Origin of the sequence: Flagellimonas okinawensis (genome assembly GCF_029194005.1) — a bacterium.
GTDB lineage: Bacteria > Bacteroidota > Bacteroidia > Flavobacteriales > Flavobacteriaceae > Flagellimonas > Flagellimonas okinawensis.
The window spans coordinates 97,696-111,726 of the sequence record NZ_JARFVA010000003.1 but is presented as its reverse complement, the minus strand read 5'-3'; the positions used below and the strand labels follow the sequence as shown (position 1 = coordinate 111,726).

Genomic DNA, 14,031 nt, shown 5'->3' with positions numbered 1-14,031 from the left:
ATAGAGAGGTGGCCGAGTGGTCGAAGGCGCACGCCTGGAAAGTGTGTATACACCAAAAGTGTATCGAGGGTTCGAATCCCTTCCTCTCTGCTAGGTATTTTAATTTTTCAATTGTAAAATTTTTATATCTTTATATTATTAACTAACTAAATTTAAGTTTAAGTAAAATGAAAAAAATATCCTTTACTCTGGCTGCTGCCGGAATGTTTGTGATGGGAACTACAACTGCATCTGCAGCAATGTTGCAAGAAGACGCTGAAGCCAGCAAAGGTTTCACCCAAGTATTGAAAGAACAATTCATCCAGGGGGGTCCTGCCTTCATGGGTATCGTACTTCTTTGTTTGATCTTGGGATTGGCCGTAGCCATCGAAAGAATCATCTATTTGAATTTGGCAACTACAAATTCCACTAAATTGAAGCAACAAGTAGAAGACGCTTTGGCTTCAGGTGGTGTTGAAGCTGCTAAAGAAGTTTGTAGAAATACAAAAGGACCTGTTGCTTCTATCTACTACCAAGGTTTGGATAGAGTTGACGAAGGATTGGAGTCCGCTGAAAAAGCTGTTGTAGCTTATGGTGGTGTTCAAATGGGTCAATTGGAGAAAAACGTTTCTTGGTTGTCTTTGTTTATCGCTATTGCTCCCATGCTTGGGTTCATGGGTACGGTAATCGGTATGATTCAGGCCTTCCAGAAAATTGCTGCTGTAGGTAACTTGAGTGCATCTTTGATCGCAGGTGATATCCAGGTAGCGTTGTTGACAACTGTATTCGGTTTGATTACAGCGATTATCCTTCAAATTTTCTACAACTATATTATTGCTAAAATCGATAGTATCGTAAACGATATGGAAGACAGCTCAATTGCTTTGATTGATATGTTGGCTGCCCACAAGAAATAATTACGAATTAAAAACTATCGAGAATCATGAATAAAATAGTAAAAATATTACTCATCGTCATCGGATTGGTTGCTGCCGTTCTTTGGTTCTCCCTTCCGTCCGCCGATGATCCAGGAGCCATCAACAGTGGCGCCATGAACTTCATGTTCATCATTATGTACATCCTTTTGGCTATCGCCGTTATCACATCAGTGGTATTTGGATTTGCAAAATTGTTTTCCACAAAGGGAAGCTTGAAGAAAGCCCTTTTCGCTATAGGTGGCCTGGCCATCGTGGTAGCGATATCTTACGGTATTTCTTCTGATAACATGGCTGTGGTTGAAACAATGTCCGATAGAGGCATCGAGACCACGGAGGGAACTGTGAAAAACATTGGAATGGGATTGAATGTATTCTTCATCCTAACTGCACTTGCAGTAGTTCTTATGGTATTTCCAGGTTTGAAAAGAATGTTTGTTAAGTAAAAAGTTTTATTATGCCTAGAAGAAAAGGAGCACCGGAAGTAAATGCCGGCTCCATGGCGGATATCGCTTTCCTCTTGCTTATCTTTTTCTTGGTGACCACCACCATTGAAACCGATGCAGGTCTGGATCGTATGTTGCCGCCGTTTGAGCCGCCAAATGAAGAACCGCCTGTGATCAAGCAGAAAAACATTTTTACTGTTAACATCAACAGGAATGGTCAACTTTTGGTAGAAGATCAACTGATGGAAATAAGCGATTTGAGAGAGGCTGCAACAAAGTTTCTTGAAAATGGTGCTGACGGTACTTGTACTTACTGTAAAGGAAGAAAGGACCCAGGTTCATCTGATAATCCAGCAAAAGCGATCATATCGTTAAAGAACGATAGGGAAACCAAGTACAGCACATACATTACAGTTCAGAACGAATTGGTAGGTGCATATAACGACTTGCGTAACCGCGAAGCACAACGTTTGTTCGGTAGGGACTTTACGGATATGGAGGCTGAGTACCTTAATCCAGAAACCCCGTCAAATGTTAGAGATGACCTCAAAGACAAAGTGAAGCGTATCCAAGATATGTTCCCACAGAAGCTTTCCGAGGCCGAAACAACAACCAATTAAACTATATTTAAAATGGCTAAGTTTACCAAAAAGAAGGATGGAGATTTGCCAGCGGTGTCTACGGCTTCGTTGCCGGATATCGTTTTCATGCTACTGTTCTTCTTTATGACCGTAACCACGATGAAAGATAGTTCTTTAATGGTTGCCAACACCCTTCCAAATGCTTCTGAGATCAAGAAGTTGGAAAAGAAGGATCGCGTTATTTACATCTATGTAGGAACACCTACTCAAGAGTATCAAAAGGTTTTTGGAACAGAACCAAAAATCCAATTGAATGATAAATTTGCCAATGTGGACGAAGTAGGTTCATTTATTTTGGCAGAACGTGCAAAAAAACCGCAAGAACTTCAAAATGTATTGACTACTGCTTTGAAAGTTGATAAAGAGGCCAACATGGGCCTTATTACCGATATTAAGCAAGAATTGAGAAAAGTTAATGCCCTTAAAGTGAATTATACCACTTATGAAGGTGATGCTTTTAACAATCTACAGTAGGCAATAGCTTAGATTTAGTGGGAAACGCTCCAAATTTTTAATTTGGGGCGTTTTTTGTTTTAAATTCACACATATGATGCTACGAACGCTCCAAGCCATATTCTTTATTGTTTGTCTGTTTTTGTCAGTTAATATTATGGCACAAGGGAATGATGAGCCTATTAAGGTAGTCGATGAACGCTATTTGGAAGATCAATTTTATATTGGTGTTGGATATAATGTTTTGTTCGAGCGTCCTGATGAGCTGAACCAGCGAAATCTCTCCTATAACCTTCAAACGGGTTTTATAAAGGACATTCCTTTTAACAAGAAAAGAAATTTTGGAGTAGGAATAGGACTGGGCTATGCTATCAATGCATATTATTCCAACCTAGTGGCATCAGAGCAAGATAATATGATCAGCTATGAGATTATGGGTTTGGATGATTTTAATCGAAGTAAATTGGCGACCCACTCCATTGAACTGCCCTTTGAGGTCAGATGGCGTACCTCTACTGCTGAGGAATATAAATTTTGGAGAGTTTATGCAGGATTAAAATTCAGCTATGTATTTTCCGGTAGATCAAAACTTGTGACGCAAGATTGGAACGATTCCTTTTCGAATGACCATATAGACCAATGGCAATATGGATTAATGTTGAATTTTGGGTATAATACTTGGAATGTCCACGCATATTACGGTTTGAATTCCCTTTTAACCGATGATGCGCAATTGAATGGGAATCCCATTGATCTAAATGTGCTTAGAATAGGCTTGATATTCTATATCCTATAGCCAGTATTTTAAAATAATCAACTGGGAGCAACAACCCAATAAAAACCCGATCAGCAATTCATTTTTGGTGTGTGCCCTAAGGTACAAACGCGAAGTGGCTACCATGCCCGTGAAAAGCGTGAAAAGACTTATGGCAATGGTTATGTTGATCTCAAAGTGTATGCTCAAAGCTACCATAAAGGTCAAAATACTTCCCATGCCCAATAGATGCATGCTGGTCTTGAATTTGAAGAACAGAAGAATCAGGGTTGCACTCGTGGCCGTCAATAGCCCTGTAAAGTAGTAAAAGAGCTCGTGTACGTAATTGTTGGGTATGACTTGGTACAAGATCATCAAAAAAATGATACAGCTTATATAGAGGGGGTATTTTCGTTCTTGAATGGTTGGGAGAAAGATGGAGTGGATAACACCTAGGTTCTTAAGGATCAAAAAAAAGATAATGGGAATGATGACCGTTAAAATAAAAATGGGAAGGATGTTACCGCTCTGGGTTTCCAGTGTACTATAAGGGGCAACCATAAAATACGCTAACGTTCCTCCAATGGGTATGAATAACGGATGGAAGATGTATGAGATGATGTTGTATACGTGGCGCATTAGATTTCTTTTCTTAACCGTGCCACCGGTATCCCGAGTTGTTCCCTGTATTTGGCAACGGTACGGCGTGCAATGGGGTATCCTCTATCTTTAAGGATCTTGGCCAATTTGGCATCGGTAAGTGGTTTTTTCTTCTCTTCGTCCTTGATCACCGTCTCCAATATCTTTTTTATTTCCTTGGTGGAGACATCTTCTCCCTGTTCATTTTTCATGGCCTCTGAAAAGAAATCCTTGATCAATTTGGTGCCATAAGGGGTGTCCACATATTTGCTGTTGGCGACCCTTGACACAGTGGAAACATCCATGTCGATTTTGTCGGCAATATCCTTTAGGATCATAGGTCGCAGTTTACGCTCGTCCCCGGTCAAAAAGTATTCCTTTTGGTATTCCATGATAGTGCTCATGGTAATATAAAGGGTCTGTTGCCGCTGTCTAATGGCATCTATGAACCACTTGGCAGCATCCAACTTTTGTTTAATGAACATTACCGTATCCTTTTGCGCCTTTGATTTTTCCTTCGCGTTCTTATAACCTTCCAGCATATTGCTGTAATCCTTTGATACGTGAAGTTCCGGAGCGTTTCGACCGTTAAGGGTAAGTTCCAGCTCTCCATCCACTATCTTAATGGAAAAATCGGGTACAATGTGTTCTATCAAACGCGTATTGCCCGAGTACGAACCACCAGGTTTAGGATTGAGCTTTTCTATTTCCGAGATTGCTTCTTTGAGTTCTTCTTCGGAAACGTGGTGCTTTTGTAATAATTTCGAATAATGTTTTTTGGTAAAATGCTCGAATGATCTTTCAAGAATGTTGATTGCCAGTTCCACGGATGGCTTTTGTTCCTTTCGTTTCAATTGGATGATCAAACATTCGTCCAATGAGCGGGCCGCTACACCAGGAGGGTCCAGATCTTGGACGATTTTCAAAACCTCTTTTATTTTGTCTTCCTCCACATATATGTTCTGGGTGAAAGCAAGGTCGTCCATAATGTCCGGAAGTGGTCGGCGAATGTAGCCGCTCTCATCCACACTGCCTACCAAGAACTCTGCAATGGCCCATTCCTGGTCATCCAGATATTCCGTATTGAGTTGGTTCAGTAAGTATTGGTTAAATGAAGTTCCTGCAGCATAAGGTACCTGCTTATCCTCATCATCTGCACTATAATTGTTGGCCTGAGTTCTGTAATCGGGAATCTCATCATCGCTCAGGTAATCATCTATATTTATCTCATCCGTATCAATGTTCTCATTGTCGGCGGAATCATCGTAGGTGTCCTCATAGAGGTCATCCAAAGTGTCGCTTTCTTCTTTGCCACTCTCCAATGCAGGGTTTTCCTCCAACTCTTGTTTTAAACGTTGTTCAAATGCCTGTGTGGGCAATTGAATAAGTTTCATGAGCTGAATCTGCTGTGGTGACAGTTTCTGGGAAAGCTTAAACTGTAGATGTTGTTTCAGCATATAGATGGACTCTTTACTATCTTCTCTTACTTAAAATAACAAAATCAAATTAAAATTCTGCATTTTGAGGTGTTCTTGGGTAAGGGATTACATCCCTGATATTGCCCATGCCCGTAGCAAACTGAACCATTCGTTCAAATCCAAGTCCAAAACCACTATGTACGGCCGTACCAAATTTTCTAAGGTCCAAATACCACCATAGTTCCTTGGCATCAATGTCAAGGTCCTTGATTTTTTGTTCGAGCACTTCCAAGCGTTCCTCTCTTTGTGAACCTCCGACAATTTCACCGATACCCGGGAAAAGTACGTCCATGGCACGTACGGTCTTGCCGTCCTCGTTCAATCGCATGTAGAAAGCCTTGATGTTCGCAGGGTAATCAAATAGGATTACGGGGCATTTAAAGTGTTTTTCCACCAAGAAGCGCTCATGCTCGCTCTGTAGGTCGGCACCCCATTCATCAATGTGGAATTGGAATTTTTTCTTTTTGTTCGGTTTGCTGTTCTTCAATATGTCTATAGCCTCCGTGTAGGATACCCTTTTGAAATTATTGTCGACAACAAACTTTAGTTTTTCAATCAAGGCCATTTCCGAGCGTTCGCTCTGGGGTTTCGTCTTTTCTTCGTCCAGTAGGCGCTTTTCCAAAAATTCAAGATCATCCGGACAATGATCGAGTACATATTGTATAATGTACTTGATGAAATCTTCGGCTAGGTCCATGTTCATGTCCAGGTCATAAAAGGCCATTTCCGGTTCTATCATCCAGAATTCAGCCAAGTGCCTTGATGTATTGGAGTTCTCTGCTCTAAAGGTTGGTCCAAAAGTATATACCTTGCCCAATCCCATGGCGTAAGTTTCCGCTTCCAACTGCCCAGATACGGTCAAGTTGGTCTCTTTACCAAAGAAGTCCTCGGAGTAATCTATCTCGCCGGTTTCATTGAGAGGTGGGTTCTTGTCGTCCAAAGTGGTCACTCGGAACATCTCACCGGCTCCTTCGGCATCCGAACCCGTAATAATCGGGGCGTGCATATAATAAAAGCCGTTTTGTTGGAAATAGCTGTGAACGGCAAAGGATAAGGTCGACCGTACTCGCATAACGGCAGAAAAGGTGTTGGTCCTTACCCTTAGGTGTGCCTTCTCCCTCAAGAACTCCAAAGAGTGTTTTTTGGGTTGTATCGGGTAGGTTTCCGGGTCAGCGGTTCCATGCACAAATATATCGGTGGCCTGTATTTCCACGCTTTGGCCGCGGCCTTGGCTCTCCTCTAGGGTTCCGGTAATTTTAAGCGCAGCACCTGTTGAGATTTTTTTGAGCAATGCTTCGTCCAATTTTTCAAAATCCACTACACATTGGAGGTTATGTATGGTCGAACCATCGTTCAAGGCAATAAACCTGTTGCTTCTAAATGTTTTTACCCATCCATTAACTTCAACGGAATCTCCTACGGGTTGCTTCTCTAGCAATTCTTTTATGGAATAAGACATCATTCTAAAACTATCGTAATTTAGATGGTAAAGATAGGTTTTTGATAAAAAATGATGGCAATGGAACAGCCTAATTTATGGCCATGGAAAGTACTATTTGTCCTTTAGGCTGTCCTCGTCCTTCGGTAAAATGTCGATTTGGGGTTTTTTGAGCACTTGTTTGTTGGCAATGCTTCTCTCCAGTGACAACAGAAGTGAGGGTAGTAAGATCAAATTGGACAGCATGGCGAACAACAAGGTCGCGGACACCAAACCTCCCAATGCCTTGGTTCCCCCAAAACTGGAGATGATGAAGACGGAAAAACCGAAAAACAACACTATTGAAGTGTAAAACATGCTTACCCCGGTCTCTCGCAATGCTGCATAAACCGATCGTTTGATGTGCCAACGGTGTGTTGAAAGTTCTTGGCGGTACTTGGCCAAAAAGTGAATGGTATCGTCCACGGAAATCCCAAAAGCTATACTGAACACTAGTATGGTAGAAGGTTTTATAGGAACTCCCAAATAACCCATGACCCCAGCTGTGATCACCAAGGGGAGCAAGTTGGGGACCAAGGAGATGATCACCATTTTAAACGAGCGGAACAGATATGCCATGAAAAGTGAGATCAGACCAATGGCCAGAGCCAAGGACAGCAAGAGGTTCTTCACCAAATATTTTGTTCCTTTCAGGAACAGTAATGCCTTTCCGGTCATGAATACGTTGTAGCGATCAGCTGGAAATTCTTTAGTGATGGCTTGTTGAACATCCTTTTCAATTTCCTCCATGCGGTCGATTTTAACATCGCGCATATATGTTGTTAAGCGAGCGGTCTGTCCTGTGCTGTCCACAAAACTTTGCAGAAGATCGGTGCCTCCGGTAGATGACTTTTGAACAGCATTCATGATAAAGGTGTTCTCTTGACTGGTAGGCAGCTGATAGTATTTTGGAATGCCGTTATAGAATGCTTGCTTGGAATATTTTACCAGATCCACAATGGATACCGGTCTGGACAACTCGGGTATTTCATCGATTACAGAGCCCAATCGGTCCATCCTTTTCAGGGTAGCTGGTTTTACTACCCCATTTTTTCGTTTGGAATCCACAACGATTTCCATGGGCATTATGCCATCGAACTCGGCTTCAAAAAATTGGATATCCTTATAAAAATGACTTTTCTTGGGAAGGTCCTCGATTCTACTCCCTGTAATCCGCATCTGATAGATTCCGATGATGCTCAGTACAAGGACGGCGACGGTGGTAATGTATACCGCGATCCGGTGGTTTCTCACCATATTCTCCATCCAATTCACAAATAAGTCCATCCACTTTTTGTTCAAGTGCTTTAAGTGCTTTGTCTTGGGAAGTGGCATAAAGCTGTAGATGATCGGGATAATAAGTAGCGATAGGATAAAGATTCCAATGATATTGATGGAGGCAACGATACCAAATTCCTTGAGCAGGTCACTATCCAAAATAATAAATGTAGCGAAACCGGAGGCCGTTGTAATATTGGTCATCAAAGTGGCATTTCCAATTTTGGAGATGACGCGTTGCAGTGATAGGGCTTGATTCCCGTGTTTTTTTACTTCCTGTTGATATTTGTTGATCAAGAAAATACAGTTCGGGATTCCGATCACAATGATCAGTGGTGGAATCAATGCGGTAAGTATGGTGATTTCATACTGGAGCAATCCTAAAATTCCAAATGCCCACATTACTCCAATGATCACTACGCACATGGAGATCAAGGTGGCCCTAAAACTTCTAAAGAAAAAGAAAAAGATGATCGAGGTCACCAATAGGGCGCCAACTATGAAAAGCCCAATTTCATCGACTATGGATTTTGTGTTCCAGGTTCTGATGTATGGCATGCCCGAAACGTGGACATCCATTTGGGTCTCCTCTTCAAAATTCTCAACCAGTTCCCCAAGGTCGTTAAGTATAAATTCGTTCCTTACAGCGGTGTTCATAATATCCTTGTCTAGATAGACCACGGTTTGGATAGTTCCGCTTTTGGGGTTGTAGACCAGATTATCGTAAAAAGGAAGTTCTGTAAAAAGATGCTTTGTGAGCGAATCGATTTCCTGTTTAGTCTTGGGAGGTGCCGAAATTAAGGGCTCCATGGTAAATGTCTGGGTCTCGTTGTCCTTTATGAGCTCCTTGAGGTTTTCAAGTGATATTACATAATCAACCTCTGGAAATGCTTCCAGTTGTTTACTGAGCGTATTCCAACGATTGAACTTTTTCGGTGTGAATAGGGAAGAGTCCCTTATGGCCAGAACAATGGCATTGCCCTCTTCGCCAAAGATTTTGGTAAAGGATTTGTATTGAACGGTAGCTGGATGATCGTCCGGTAATATATTGGCCTCGGTATTGGAAAACCGCATGTTTTTCCATTGCATGGCCAAGAAAACGGTGATACCGGCCACACCTAATAAAATGAGAATTCTATTACGGAGGATAATTCTTGCGACCTTGGGCCAAAATCCTTTAGTGAGCTTTGCTACCATGTGGGTTTTGTTGGGCGCAAAGGTAGAAAATGATATGCTCTGTTCCTAGGAAAGACTAAGGTCAAAATTCAAGTTTTATACCTTCATGATCTCGGCCTCCTTGGTTGCCAAGATAGCATCTACTTTATCGCTGTAAGAGTTGGTGAGTTCTTGGACATCGACCTCTGCATTGCTCAAAAGATCTTCAGAAATATCCAGGGCCTTCAATTCCTTGTTGGCTTCCTGTCTGGCACTTCGTATGGATACTTTGGCATCCTCTGCCTCTGATTTGGCCTGTTTTGCCAATTGTATCCTTCTTTCCTCGGTTAACGGAGGTACGTTGATAATGATCATTTCACCATTGTTCATTGGGTTAAACCCTAAGTTGGCGTTCATGATCGCGGTCTCTATGTCCGAAAGAAGGTTTTTTTCCCATGGTTGAACCGATATCGTTCTTGCATCGGGAGTATTTATGTTGGATACTTGGGAAAGCGGTGTTTGAGAACCATAGTAATCCACCATTACAGTGGAAAGCATCATGGGGCTAGCTTTACCGGCCCGGATTTTGGTAAATGCCTTTTGCAAGTGAGATATACTTGCATCCATACTTTCTTTTGTACTGTCCAGAATAAACTTAACTTCTTCGTCCATAATTTTAAAATTTATAAAACTAAAACCTAATTGTTTGTCGGTTTATACATCGACAACGGTCCCAATATTTTCTCCAGATACTATTTTCATCAAGTTGCCACGTGTGTTCATGTCGAATACGACTATGGGCAGTTCATTTTCCTGACTTAGGGTAAACGCTGTGGTATCCATGACTTTCAATCCTTTGGAAAGCACATCGTTAAAGGAAATTGAATCGAACTTGGTCGCATTTTTGTCTTTCTCGGGGTCAGAGGTATAAATACCATCGACCCTTGTTCCCTTGAGGATTACATCTGCTTTTATTTCAATGGCACGCAGTACTGCAGCTGAATCCGTGGTGAAATAGGGGTTGCCTGTTCCTCCACCAAAAATTACCACTCTACCTTTTTCCAAGTGACGGATGGCTCGCCTGCGGATAAAGGGCTCGGCGACCTCATTGATTTTTATAGCTGATTGCAGACGTGTTTGCACACCTTTGATCTCAAGGGCACTTTGTAGTGCCAAACCATTGATCACGGTGGCCAACATGCCCATATGGTCTCCTTGTACACGGTCCATTCCTTGGCTTGCACCTGCAAGTCCCCTGAATATATTTCCGCCTCCTATAACAATGGCAACTTCTACACCTTTGTCAACAACAGATTTTATCTCCTCGGCATACTCGTCCAATCGCTTGGCATCAATACCATATTGTTGTTCGCCCATTAAGGCTTCCCCACTTAATTTTAATAAAATTCTTTTGTAATGCATTGAGTGTTTCTTGAAGTCCGGACAAAAATAATCAAAAATATTTACGGGAAATGAAGAAATATTGGTTTGGTAGTGGCCATAAAAAAACCGCTTCTTTTGGGAAGCGGTCTTTTATATCTATTGGAAGAATAATCTATCCAAGTGCTACTCTTGAGAAACCTGTAACTTCCAAGCTGGAGTCAACAGATTTTACATATTGAGCAACGCTTTGTTTGCTGTCTTTGATGAAAGCTTGGTTCACCAAGGTGTTATCCTTAAAGAAACGCTGAAGTTTACCTTTGGCAATTTTGTCCAACATTTCTTCTGGCTTACCTTCTTCTCGCAATTGATCTTTAGCAATCTCGATTTCTTTGTCGATGATAGATTGATCTACACCTTCCTCGTTCAATGCAACCGGGTTCATGGCGGCAGCCTGCATAGCTACATCCTTTGCAGCTTCAGCAGCACCGTCAACATTTGCGGACAAACCTACCAAAGTAGCGATCTTGTTACCAGCGTGAATGTAAGAACCTACGAATGGGGCGCTTAGTTTTTCAAAGCTTCCAATTTCAATTTTCTCACCGATAACTCCTGTTTGCTCGGTCAATTTGTCGGCAACGGTCATTCCATCGATAGAAGCGGCAAGGAAATCATCTTTGCTTTCGAAACCTAAGGCCAAATCTGCCAAATCGTTGGCAAGTTTTACGAAGCTGTCGTTTTTGGCGACAAAGTCGGTCTCACAGTTCAAAGAAATTACAACTCCTTGGTTGTTGTCACCGTTTACTTTAGCGATGGCAGCACCTTCTGAAGATTCTCTGTCAGCTCTTTTTGCAGCAACCTTCTGACCTTTTTTTCTTAGGATTTCAATTGCTTGTTCAAAATCACCTTCTGCTTCAACCAAAGCTTTTTTGCAATCCATCATTCCAGCTCCGGTGGTCTTTCTTAGTTTGTTTACCTCTGCGGCGGTAATCTTTGCCATTTTCTTTTCTTTTTAAATTTTATGTAAAGTAAAACACTATGTAAGTGTTTCTGTTTAGGACAATGTTAAATCGTTGGGCTTATTCAACCCCACCTTTTACGTTGTCTTGCCATTCCTTTAGTTCGTCCCACTTGCCATCGGCAGCCATTTTGGCTTGTTTTGGCCATGATGTAGGATCCAAGTGAGCCAATGTTGAGCTGGCCTCTGTAAGGATTTCTTTGATTTTCTCAGCATCGGCATCAGCAAGAGCAGCGTAAGTGCTAAGTCCGTTGGCGGACAAAGCTTCGGCAGCTTTTGGACCAATACCTTCTATTTTGGTAAGGTCTTCTGATTTAGCTTCTTTTTTTGCAGGCTTTTCTTCAGCAGCTTTCTCTTCTTTCTTTGGAGCTTCTTCTGTTTTTGCAGCTTTGCTCTCTTCTTTATCTTTTCCGCTGTTTTTTTCGCTCTTACGCTCTTCCAAGCCTTCAGCTACCGCTTTGGTCACTGATTCCAAGATAGCTTCAATGGATTTACCGGCATCATCGTTGGATGGGATGGCATAATCCACATCACGAGGATCGGAGTTGGTATCCACCATTGCAAAAATTGGAATGTTCAGTTTTTGGGCTTCTTTTACCGCGATGTGCTCACGCATGGTGTCAACAATAAAAAGTGCTCCTGGCAAACGGGTCATGTCTGCGATGGAACCCAAGTTTTTCTCCAACTTGGCACGTAGACGGTCAACTTGCAATCTTTCTTTTTTGGAAAGGGTGTTGAATGTTCCATCTTTTTTCATGCGGTCGATGGAAGCCATCTTCTTAACCGCTTTACGGATGGTAACAAAGTTGGTCAACATACCACCTGGCCATCTTTCAGTGATGTAAGGCATGTTTACTTTGGATACTTTGTCGGCTACAATGTCCTTTGCTTGTTTTTTTGTGGCTACAAAAAGGATTTTTCTTCCTGAGGCAGCAATTTTACTAAGGGCCTCGTTGGCTTCCTCAAGCTTTGCAACCGTTTTGTAGAGGTTGATTACGTGAATTCCGTTACGCTCCATGTAGATGTAGGGAGCCATGTTCGGATTCCACTTTCTAGTTAGGTGCCCAAAATGCACACCTGCTTCCAGTAAGTCTTTTACTTCAATTTTACTTGCCATTTTTTGTACTTAGTTTACGTTCCGTTGTAAGTAGCAATGGGCAGGTGGTCACAAATTATGTTCGCCCTGTCCATTTAGATGCTAAACTAGTTTCCAAAAAGTCGGTTTATAGATATCCCTTTTGGAACAACGACAACTTTGGTTAAAAATATAACCCTGAAATATTTGCACTTTCAGGGTTTTCAATGAACTTATCTATATTCGAACACCAAGGTGTCCAAAGTATATTAACGTTTGGAGAATTGGAATTTCTTACGGGCTTTCTTCTGACCGAATTTCTTTCTTTCCACCATTCTCGGGTCTCTTGTCAATAGACCTTCTGGTTTAAGAACGCTTCTGTTTTCCGCATCTATCTCGCACATTGCTCTGGACAAAGCCAAGCGAACTGCTTCTGCTTGACCGGTAATACCACCACCGTAAACGTTTACTTTTACGTCGTAGGTACCTTCTGTCTCGGTTAATGTGAAAGGTTGTTTTACTTTATACTGCAAAGTACCAGTAGTAAAGTAATCATTAAGATCTCTTTTGTTAATGGTGATGTTTCCAGATCCTTCGGAAACATAAACCCTGGCTACAGCTGTTTTTCTTCTACCTATCTTATGAACCACTTCCATTATTTGTAGTCGTTTAAGTTTATTTGTTTTGGTTTTTGCGCCTCTTGACCGTGCTCAGCACCTGCGTATACCTTTAGGTTTCTGAAAAGCTCGGCTCCAAGTTTGTTTTTTGGAAGCATTCCTTTTACGGAATTCTCGATGATGCGCTCAGGATGTTTTTCCAATACTTCTTTAGCGGAAGCGGAACGTTGCCCACCAGGATATCCGGTATATCTTTGATATTCCTTATCATCCCATTTATTACCTGTCATGTCAATTTTCTCAGCATTGATGACAATAACATTGTCTCCACAATCAACATGAGGGGTAAAGTTGGTCTTATATTTCCCTCTAAGTATTTTGGCTACTTTAGACGCCAATCTTCCTAATGTCTGTCCTTCAGCATCAACCAATAACCATTGCTTGTCAACGGTAGATTTATTGGCGGAAATAGTTTTATAACTTAATGTGTCCACTTCTCGAATATTATTGATTTAAATAACCTATCCCGATTAACGGGCTGCAAATGTACAATTATTAGATTGAATTACAAACGGTTGGTCGGGAATATTTTTTCACTTTTTTCAAATTCAATCTTTGGCCGCAAAAATACATGGAAAGATAGATTTGTAAAGTGTTAAAAAAAGTTTAAAAAACAGGAATAGTGTAACTCACCTAATTTTCCTAG

15 protein-coding genes and 1 tRNA gene are annotated in these 14,031 nt (G+C 41.5%); 6 read left to right on the top strand and 10 right to left on the bottom strand.

Annotated features, from left to right (window positions below; all coding sequences use genetic code 11):
* Positions 1–2: 2 nt before the first annotated feature.
* The 6 genes from PY091_RS10045 (at position 3) to PY091_RS10020 (ending at position 3,250) form a co-directional block, all read left to right on the top strand.
* Positions 3–90, top strand: a tRNA-Ser gene (locus PY091_RS10045).
* A gap of 77 nt (positions 91–167) precedes the next feature.
* The gene (locus PY091_RS10040; protein WP_275649535.1) at positions 168–896 is read left to right on the top strand and encodes a MotA/TolQ/ExbB proton channel family protein; all 729 of its coding nucleotides are present in this window, start codon (positions 168–170) and stop codon (positions 894–896) included.
* A gap of 26 nt (positions 897–922) precedes the next feature.
* Positions 923–1,360 carry a hypothetical protein gene (locus PY091_RS10035; protein ID WP_275649534.1) on the top strand — a complete coding sequence of 146 codons (438 nt, stop codon included), beginning with the start codon at positions 923–925 and terminating at the stop codon, positions 1,358–1,360.
* Positions 1,361–1,371: 11 nt separating this feature from the next.
* On the top strand, positions 1,372–1,980 hold the full coding sequence (locus PY091_RS10030; RefSeq protein ID WP_275649533.1) for an ExbD/TolR family protein: 609 nt from the start codon (positions 1,372–1,374) through the stop codon (positions 1,978–1,980).
* Between the two features lie 12 nt (positions 1,981–1,992).
* Positions 1,993–2,475, top strand: coding sequence for an ExbD/TolR family protein (locus PY091_RS10025; RefSeq protein WP_275649532.1), 483 nt, complete (start codon positions 1,993–1,995; stop codon positions 2,473–2,475).
* A gap of 73 nt (positions 2,476–2,548) precedes the next feature.
* Positions 2,549–3,250 carry a porin family protein gene (locus tag PY091_RS10020; RefSeq protein ID WP_275649531.1) on the top strand — a complete coding sequence of 234 codons (702 nt, stop codon included), beginning with the start codon at positions 2,549–2,551 and terminating at the stop codon, positions 3,248–3,250.
* On the opposite strand, the gene PY091_RS10015 is transcribed toward PY091_RS10020, so the two are convergent.
* The 10 genes from PY091_RS10015 to rplM form a co-directional block, all read right to left on the bottom strand.
* Positions 3,245–3,847: a hypothetical protein gene (locus PY091_RS10015; RefSeq protein ID WP_275649530.1), complete on the bottom strand. Its 603-nt coding sequence runs from the start codon at positions 3,845–3,847 to the stop codon at positions 3,245–3,247. The two genes, PY091_RS10020 and PY091_RS10015, sit on opposite strands and share 6 nt — an antisense overlap.
* Positions 3,847–5,304 (bottom strand): RNA polymerase factor sigma-54, encoded by a 1,458-nt coding sequence (gene rpoN / locus PY091_RS10010; RefSeq protein WP_275649529.1) that lies wholly within the window; start codon positions 5,302–5,304, stop codon positions 3,847–3,849. The genes PY091_RS10015 and rpoN overlap by 1 nt, the downstream gene beginning before the upstream one ends.
* 49 nt (positions 5,305–5,353) lie before the next feature.
* Positions 5,354–6,787, bottom strand: a complete 1,434-nt coding sequence (gene asnS / locus PY091_RS10005; protein ID WP_275649528.1) for an asparagine--tRNA ligase — start codon at positions 6,785–6,787, stop codon at positions 5,354–5,356.
* A gap of 90 nt (positions 6,788–6,877) precedes the next feature.
* The gene (locus PY091_RS10000) at positions 6,878–9,277 is read right to left on the bottom strand and encodes an efflux RND transporter permease subunit (protein WP_275649527.1); all 2,400 of its coding nucleotides are present in this window, start codon (positions 9,275–9,277) and stop codon (positions 6,878–6,880) included.
* Between the two features lie 75 nt (positions 9,278–9,352).
* Complete coding sequence (frr, locus tag PY091_RS09995) at positions 9,353–9,907, bottom strand: ribosome recycling factor (RefSeq protein WP_275649526.1); 555 nt, start codon at positions 9,905–9,907, stop codon at positions 9,353–9,355.
* A 42-nt stretch (positions 9,908–9,949) separates the two neighbouring features.
* Complete coding sequence (gene pyrH, locus PY091_RS09990; protein ID WP_275649525.1) at positions 9,950–10,657, bottom strand: UMP kinase; 708 nt, start codon at positions 10,655–10,657, stop codon at positions 9,950–9,952.
* A gap of 133 nt (positions 10,658–10,790) precedes the next feature.
* On the bottom strand, positions 10,791–11,615 hold the full coding sequence (tsf, locus tag PY091_RS09985) for a translation elongation factor Ts (protein ID WP_275649524.1): 825 nt from the start codon (positions 11,613–11,615) through the stop codon (positions 10,791–10,793).
* Between the two features lie 79 nt (positions 11,616–11,694).
* Positions 11,695–12,750, bottom strand: a complete 1,056-nt coding sequence (rpsB, locus tag PY091_RS09980; protein WP_275649523.1) for a 30S ribosomal protein S2 — start codon at positions 12,748–12,750, stop codon at positions 11,695–11,697.
* Between the two features lie 227 nt (positions 12,751–12,977).
* A complete protein-coding gene (gene rpsI, locus PY091_RS09975) occupies positions 12,978–13,364 on the bottom strand; it encodes a 30S ribosomal protein S9 (protein ID WP_275649522.1) in 387 nt (128 codons plus the stop codon).
* Positions 13,364–13,819, bottom strand: a complete 456-nt coding sequence (rplM, locus tag PY091_RS09970) for a 50S ribosomal protein L13 (RefSeq protein WP_275649521.1) — start codon at positions 13,817–13,819, stop codon at positions 13,364–13,366. Before rplM ends, rpsI begins: the two co-directional genes overlap by 1 nt.
* Between the last annotated feature and the right edge of the window lie 212 nt (positions 13,820–14,031).

Bases quoted from the DNA above. Each gene is read 5' to 3' on its own strand.
- PY091_RS10015 (WP_275649530.1), bottom strand. From the start codon at position 3,847: ATGCGCCACGTATACAACATCATCTCATACATCTTCCATCCGTTATTC.
- PY091_RS10040 (WP_275649535.1), top strand. From the start codon at position 168: ATGAAAAAAATATCCTTTACTCTGGCTGCTGCCGGAATGTTTGTGATG.
- tsf (WP_275649524.1), bottom strand. From the start codon at position 11,615: ATGGCAAAGATTACCGCCGCAGAGGTAAACAAACTAAGAAAGACCACC.
- rpsB (WP_275649523.1), bottom strand. From the start codon at position 12,750: ATGGCAAGTAAAATTGAAGTAAAAGACTTACTGGAAGCAGGTGTGCAT.
- pyrH (WP_275649525.1), bottom strand. From the start codon at position 10,657: ATGCATTACAAAAGAATTTTATTAAAATTAAGTGGGGAAGCCTTAATG.
- frr (WP_275649526.1), bottom strand. From the start codon at position 9,907: ATGGACGAAGAAGTTAAGTTTATTCTGGACAGTACAAAAGAAAGTATG.
- rpoN (WP_275649529.1), bottom strand. From the start codon at position 5,304: ATGCTGAAACAACATCTACAGTTTAAGCTTTCCCAGAAACTGTCACCA.
- PY091_RS10030 (WP_275649533.1), top strand. From the start codon at position 1,372: ATGCCTAGAAGAAAAGGAGCACCGGAAGTAAATGCCGGCTCCATGGCG.
- PY091_RS10020 (WP_275649531.1), top strand. From the start codon at position 2,549: ATGATGCTACGAACGCTCCAAGCCATATTCTTTATTGTTTGTCTGTTT.
- PY091_RS10000 (WP_275649527.1), bottom strand. From the start codon at position 9,277: ATGGTAGCAAAGCTCACTAAAGGATTTTGGCCCAAGGTCGCAAGAATT.
- PY091_RS10035 (WP_275649534.1), top strand. From the start codon at position 923: ATGAATAAAATAGTAAAAATATTACTCATCGTCATCGGATTGGTTGCT.
- rpsI (WP_275649522.1), bottom strand. From the start codon at position 13,364: ATGGAAGTGGTTCATAAGATAGGTAGAAGAAAAACAGCTGTAGCCAGG.
- asnS (WP_275649528.1), bottom strand. From the start codon at position 6,787: ATGATGTCTTATTCCATAAAAGAATTGCTAGAGAAGCAACCCGTAGGA.
- PY091_RS10025 (WP_275649532.1), top strand. From the start codon at position 1,993: ATGGCTAAGTTTACCAAAAAGAAGGATGGAGATTTGCCAGCGGTGTCT.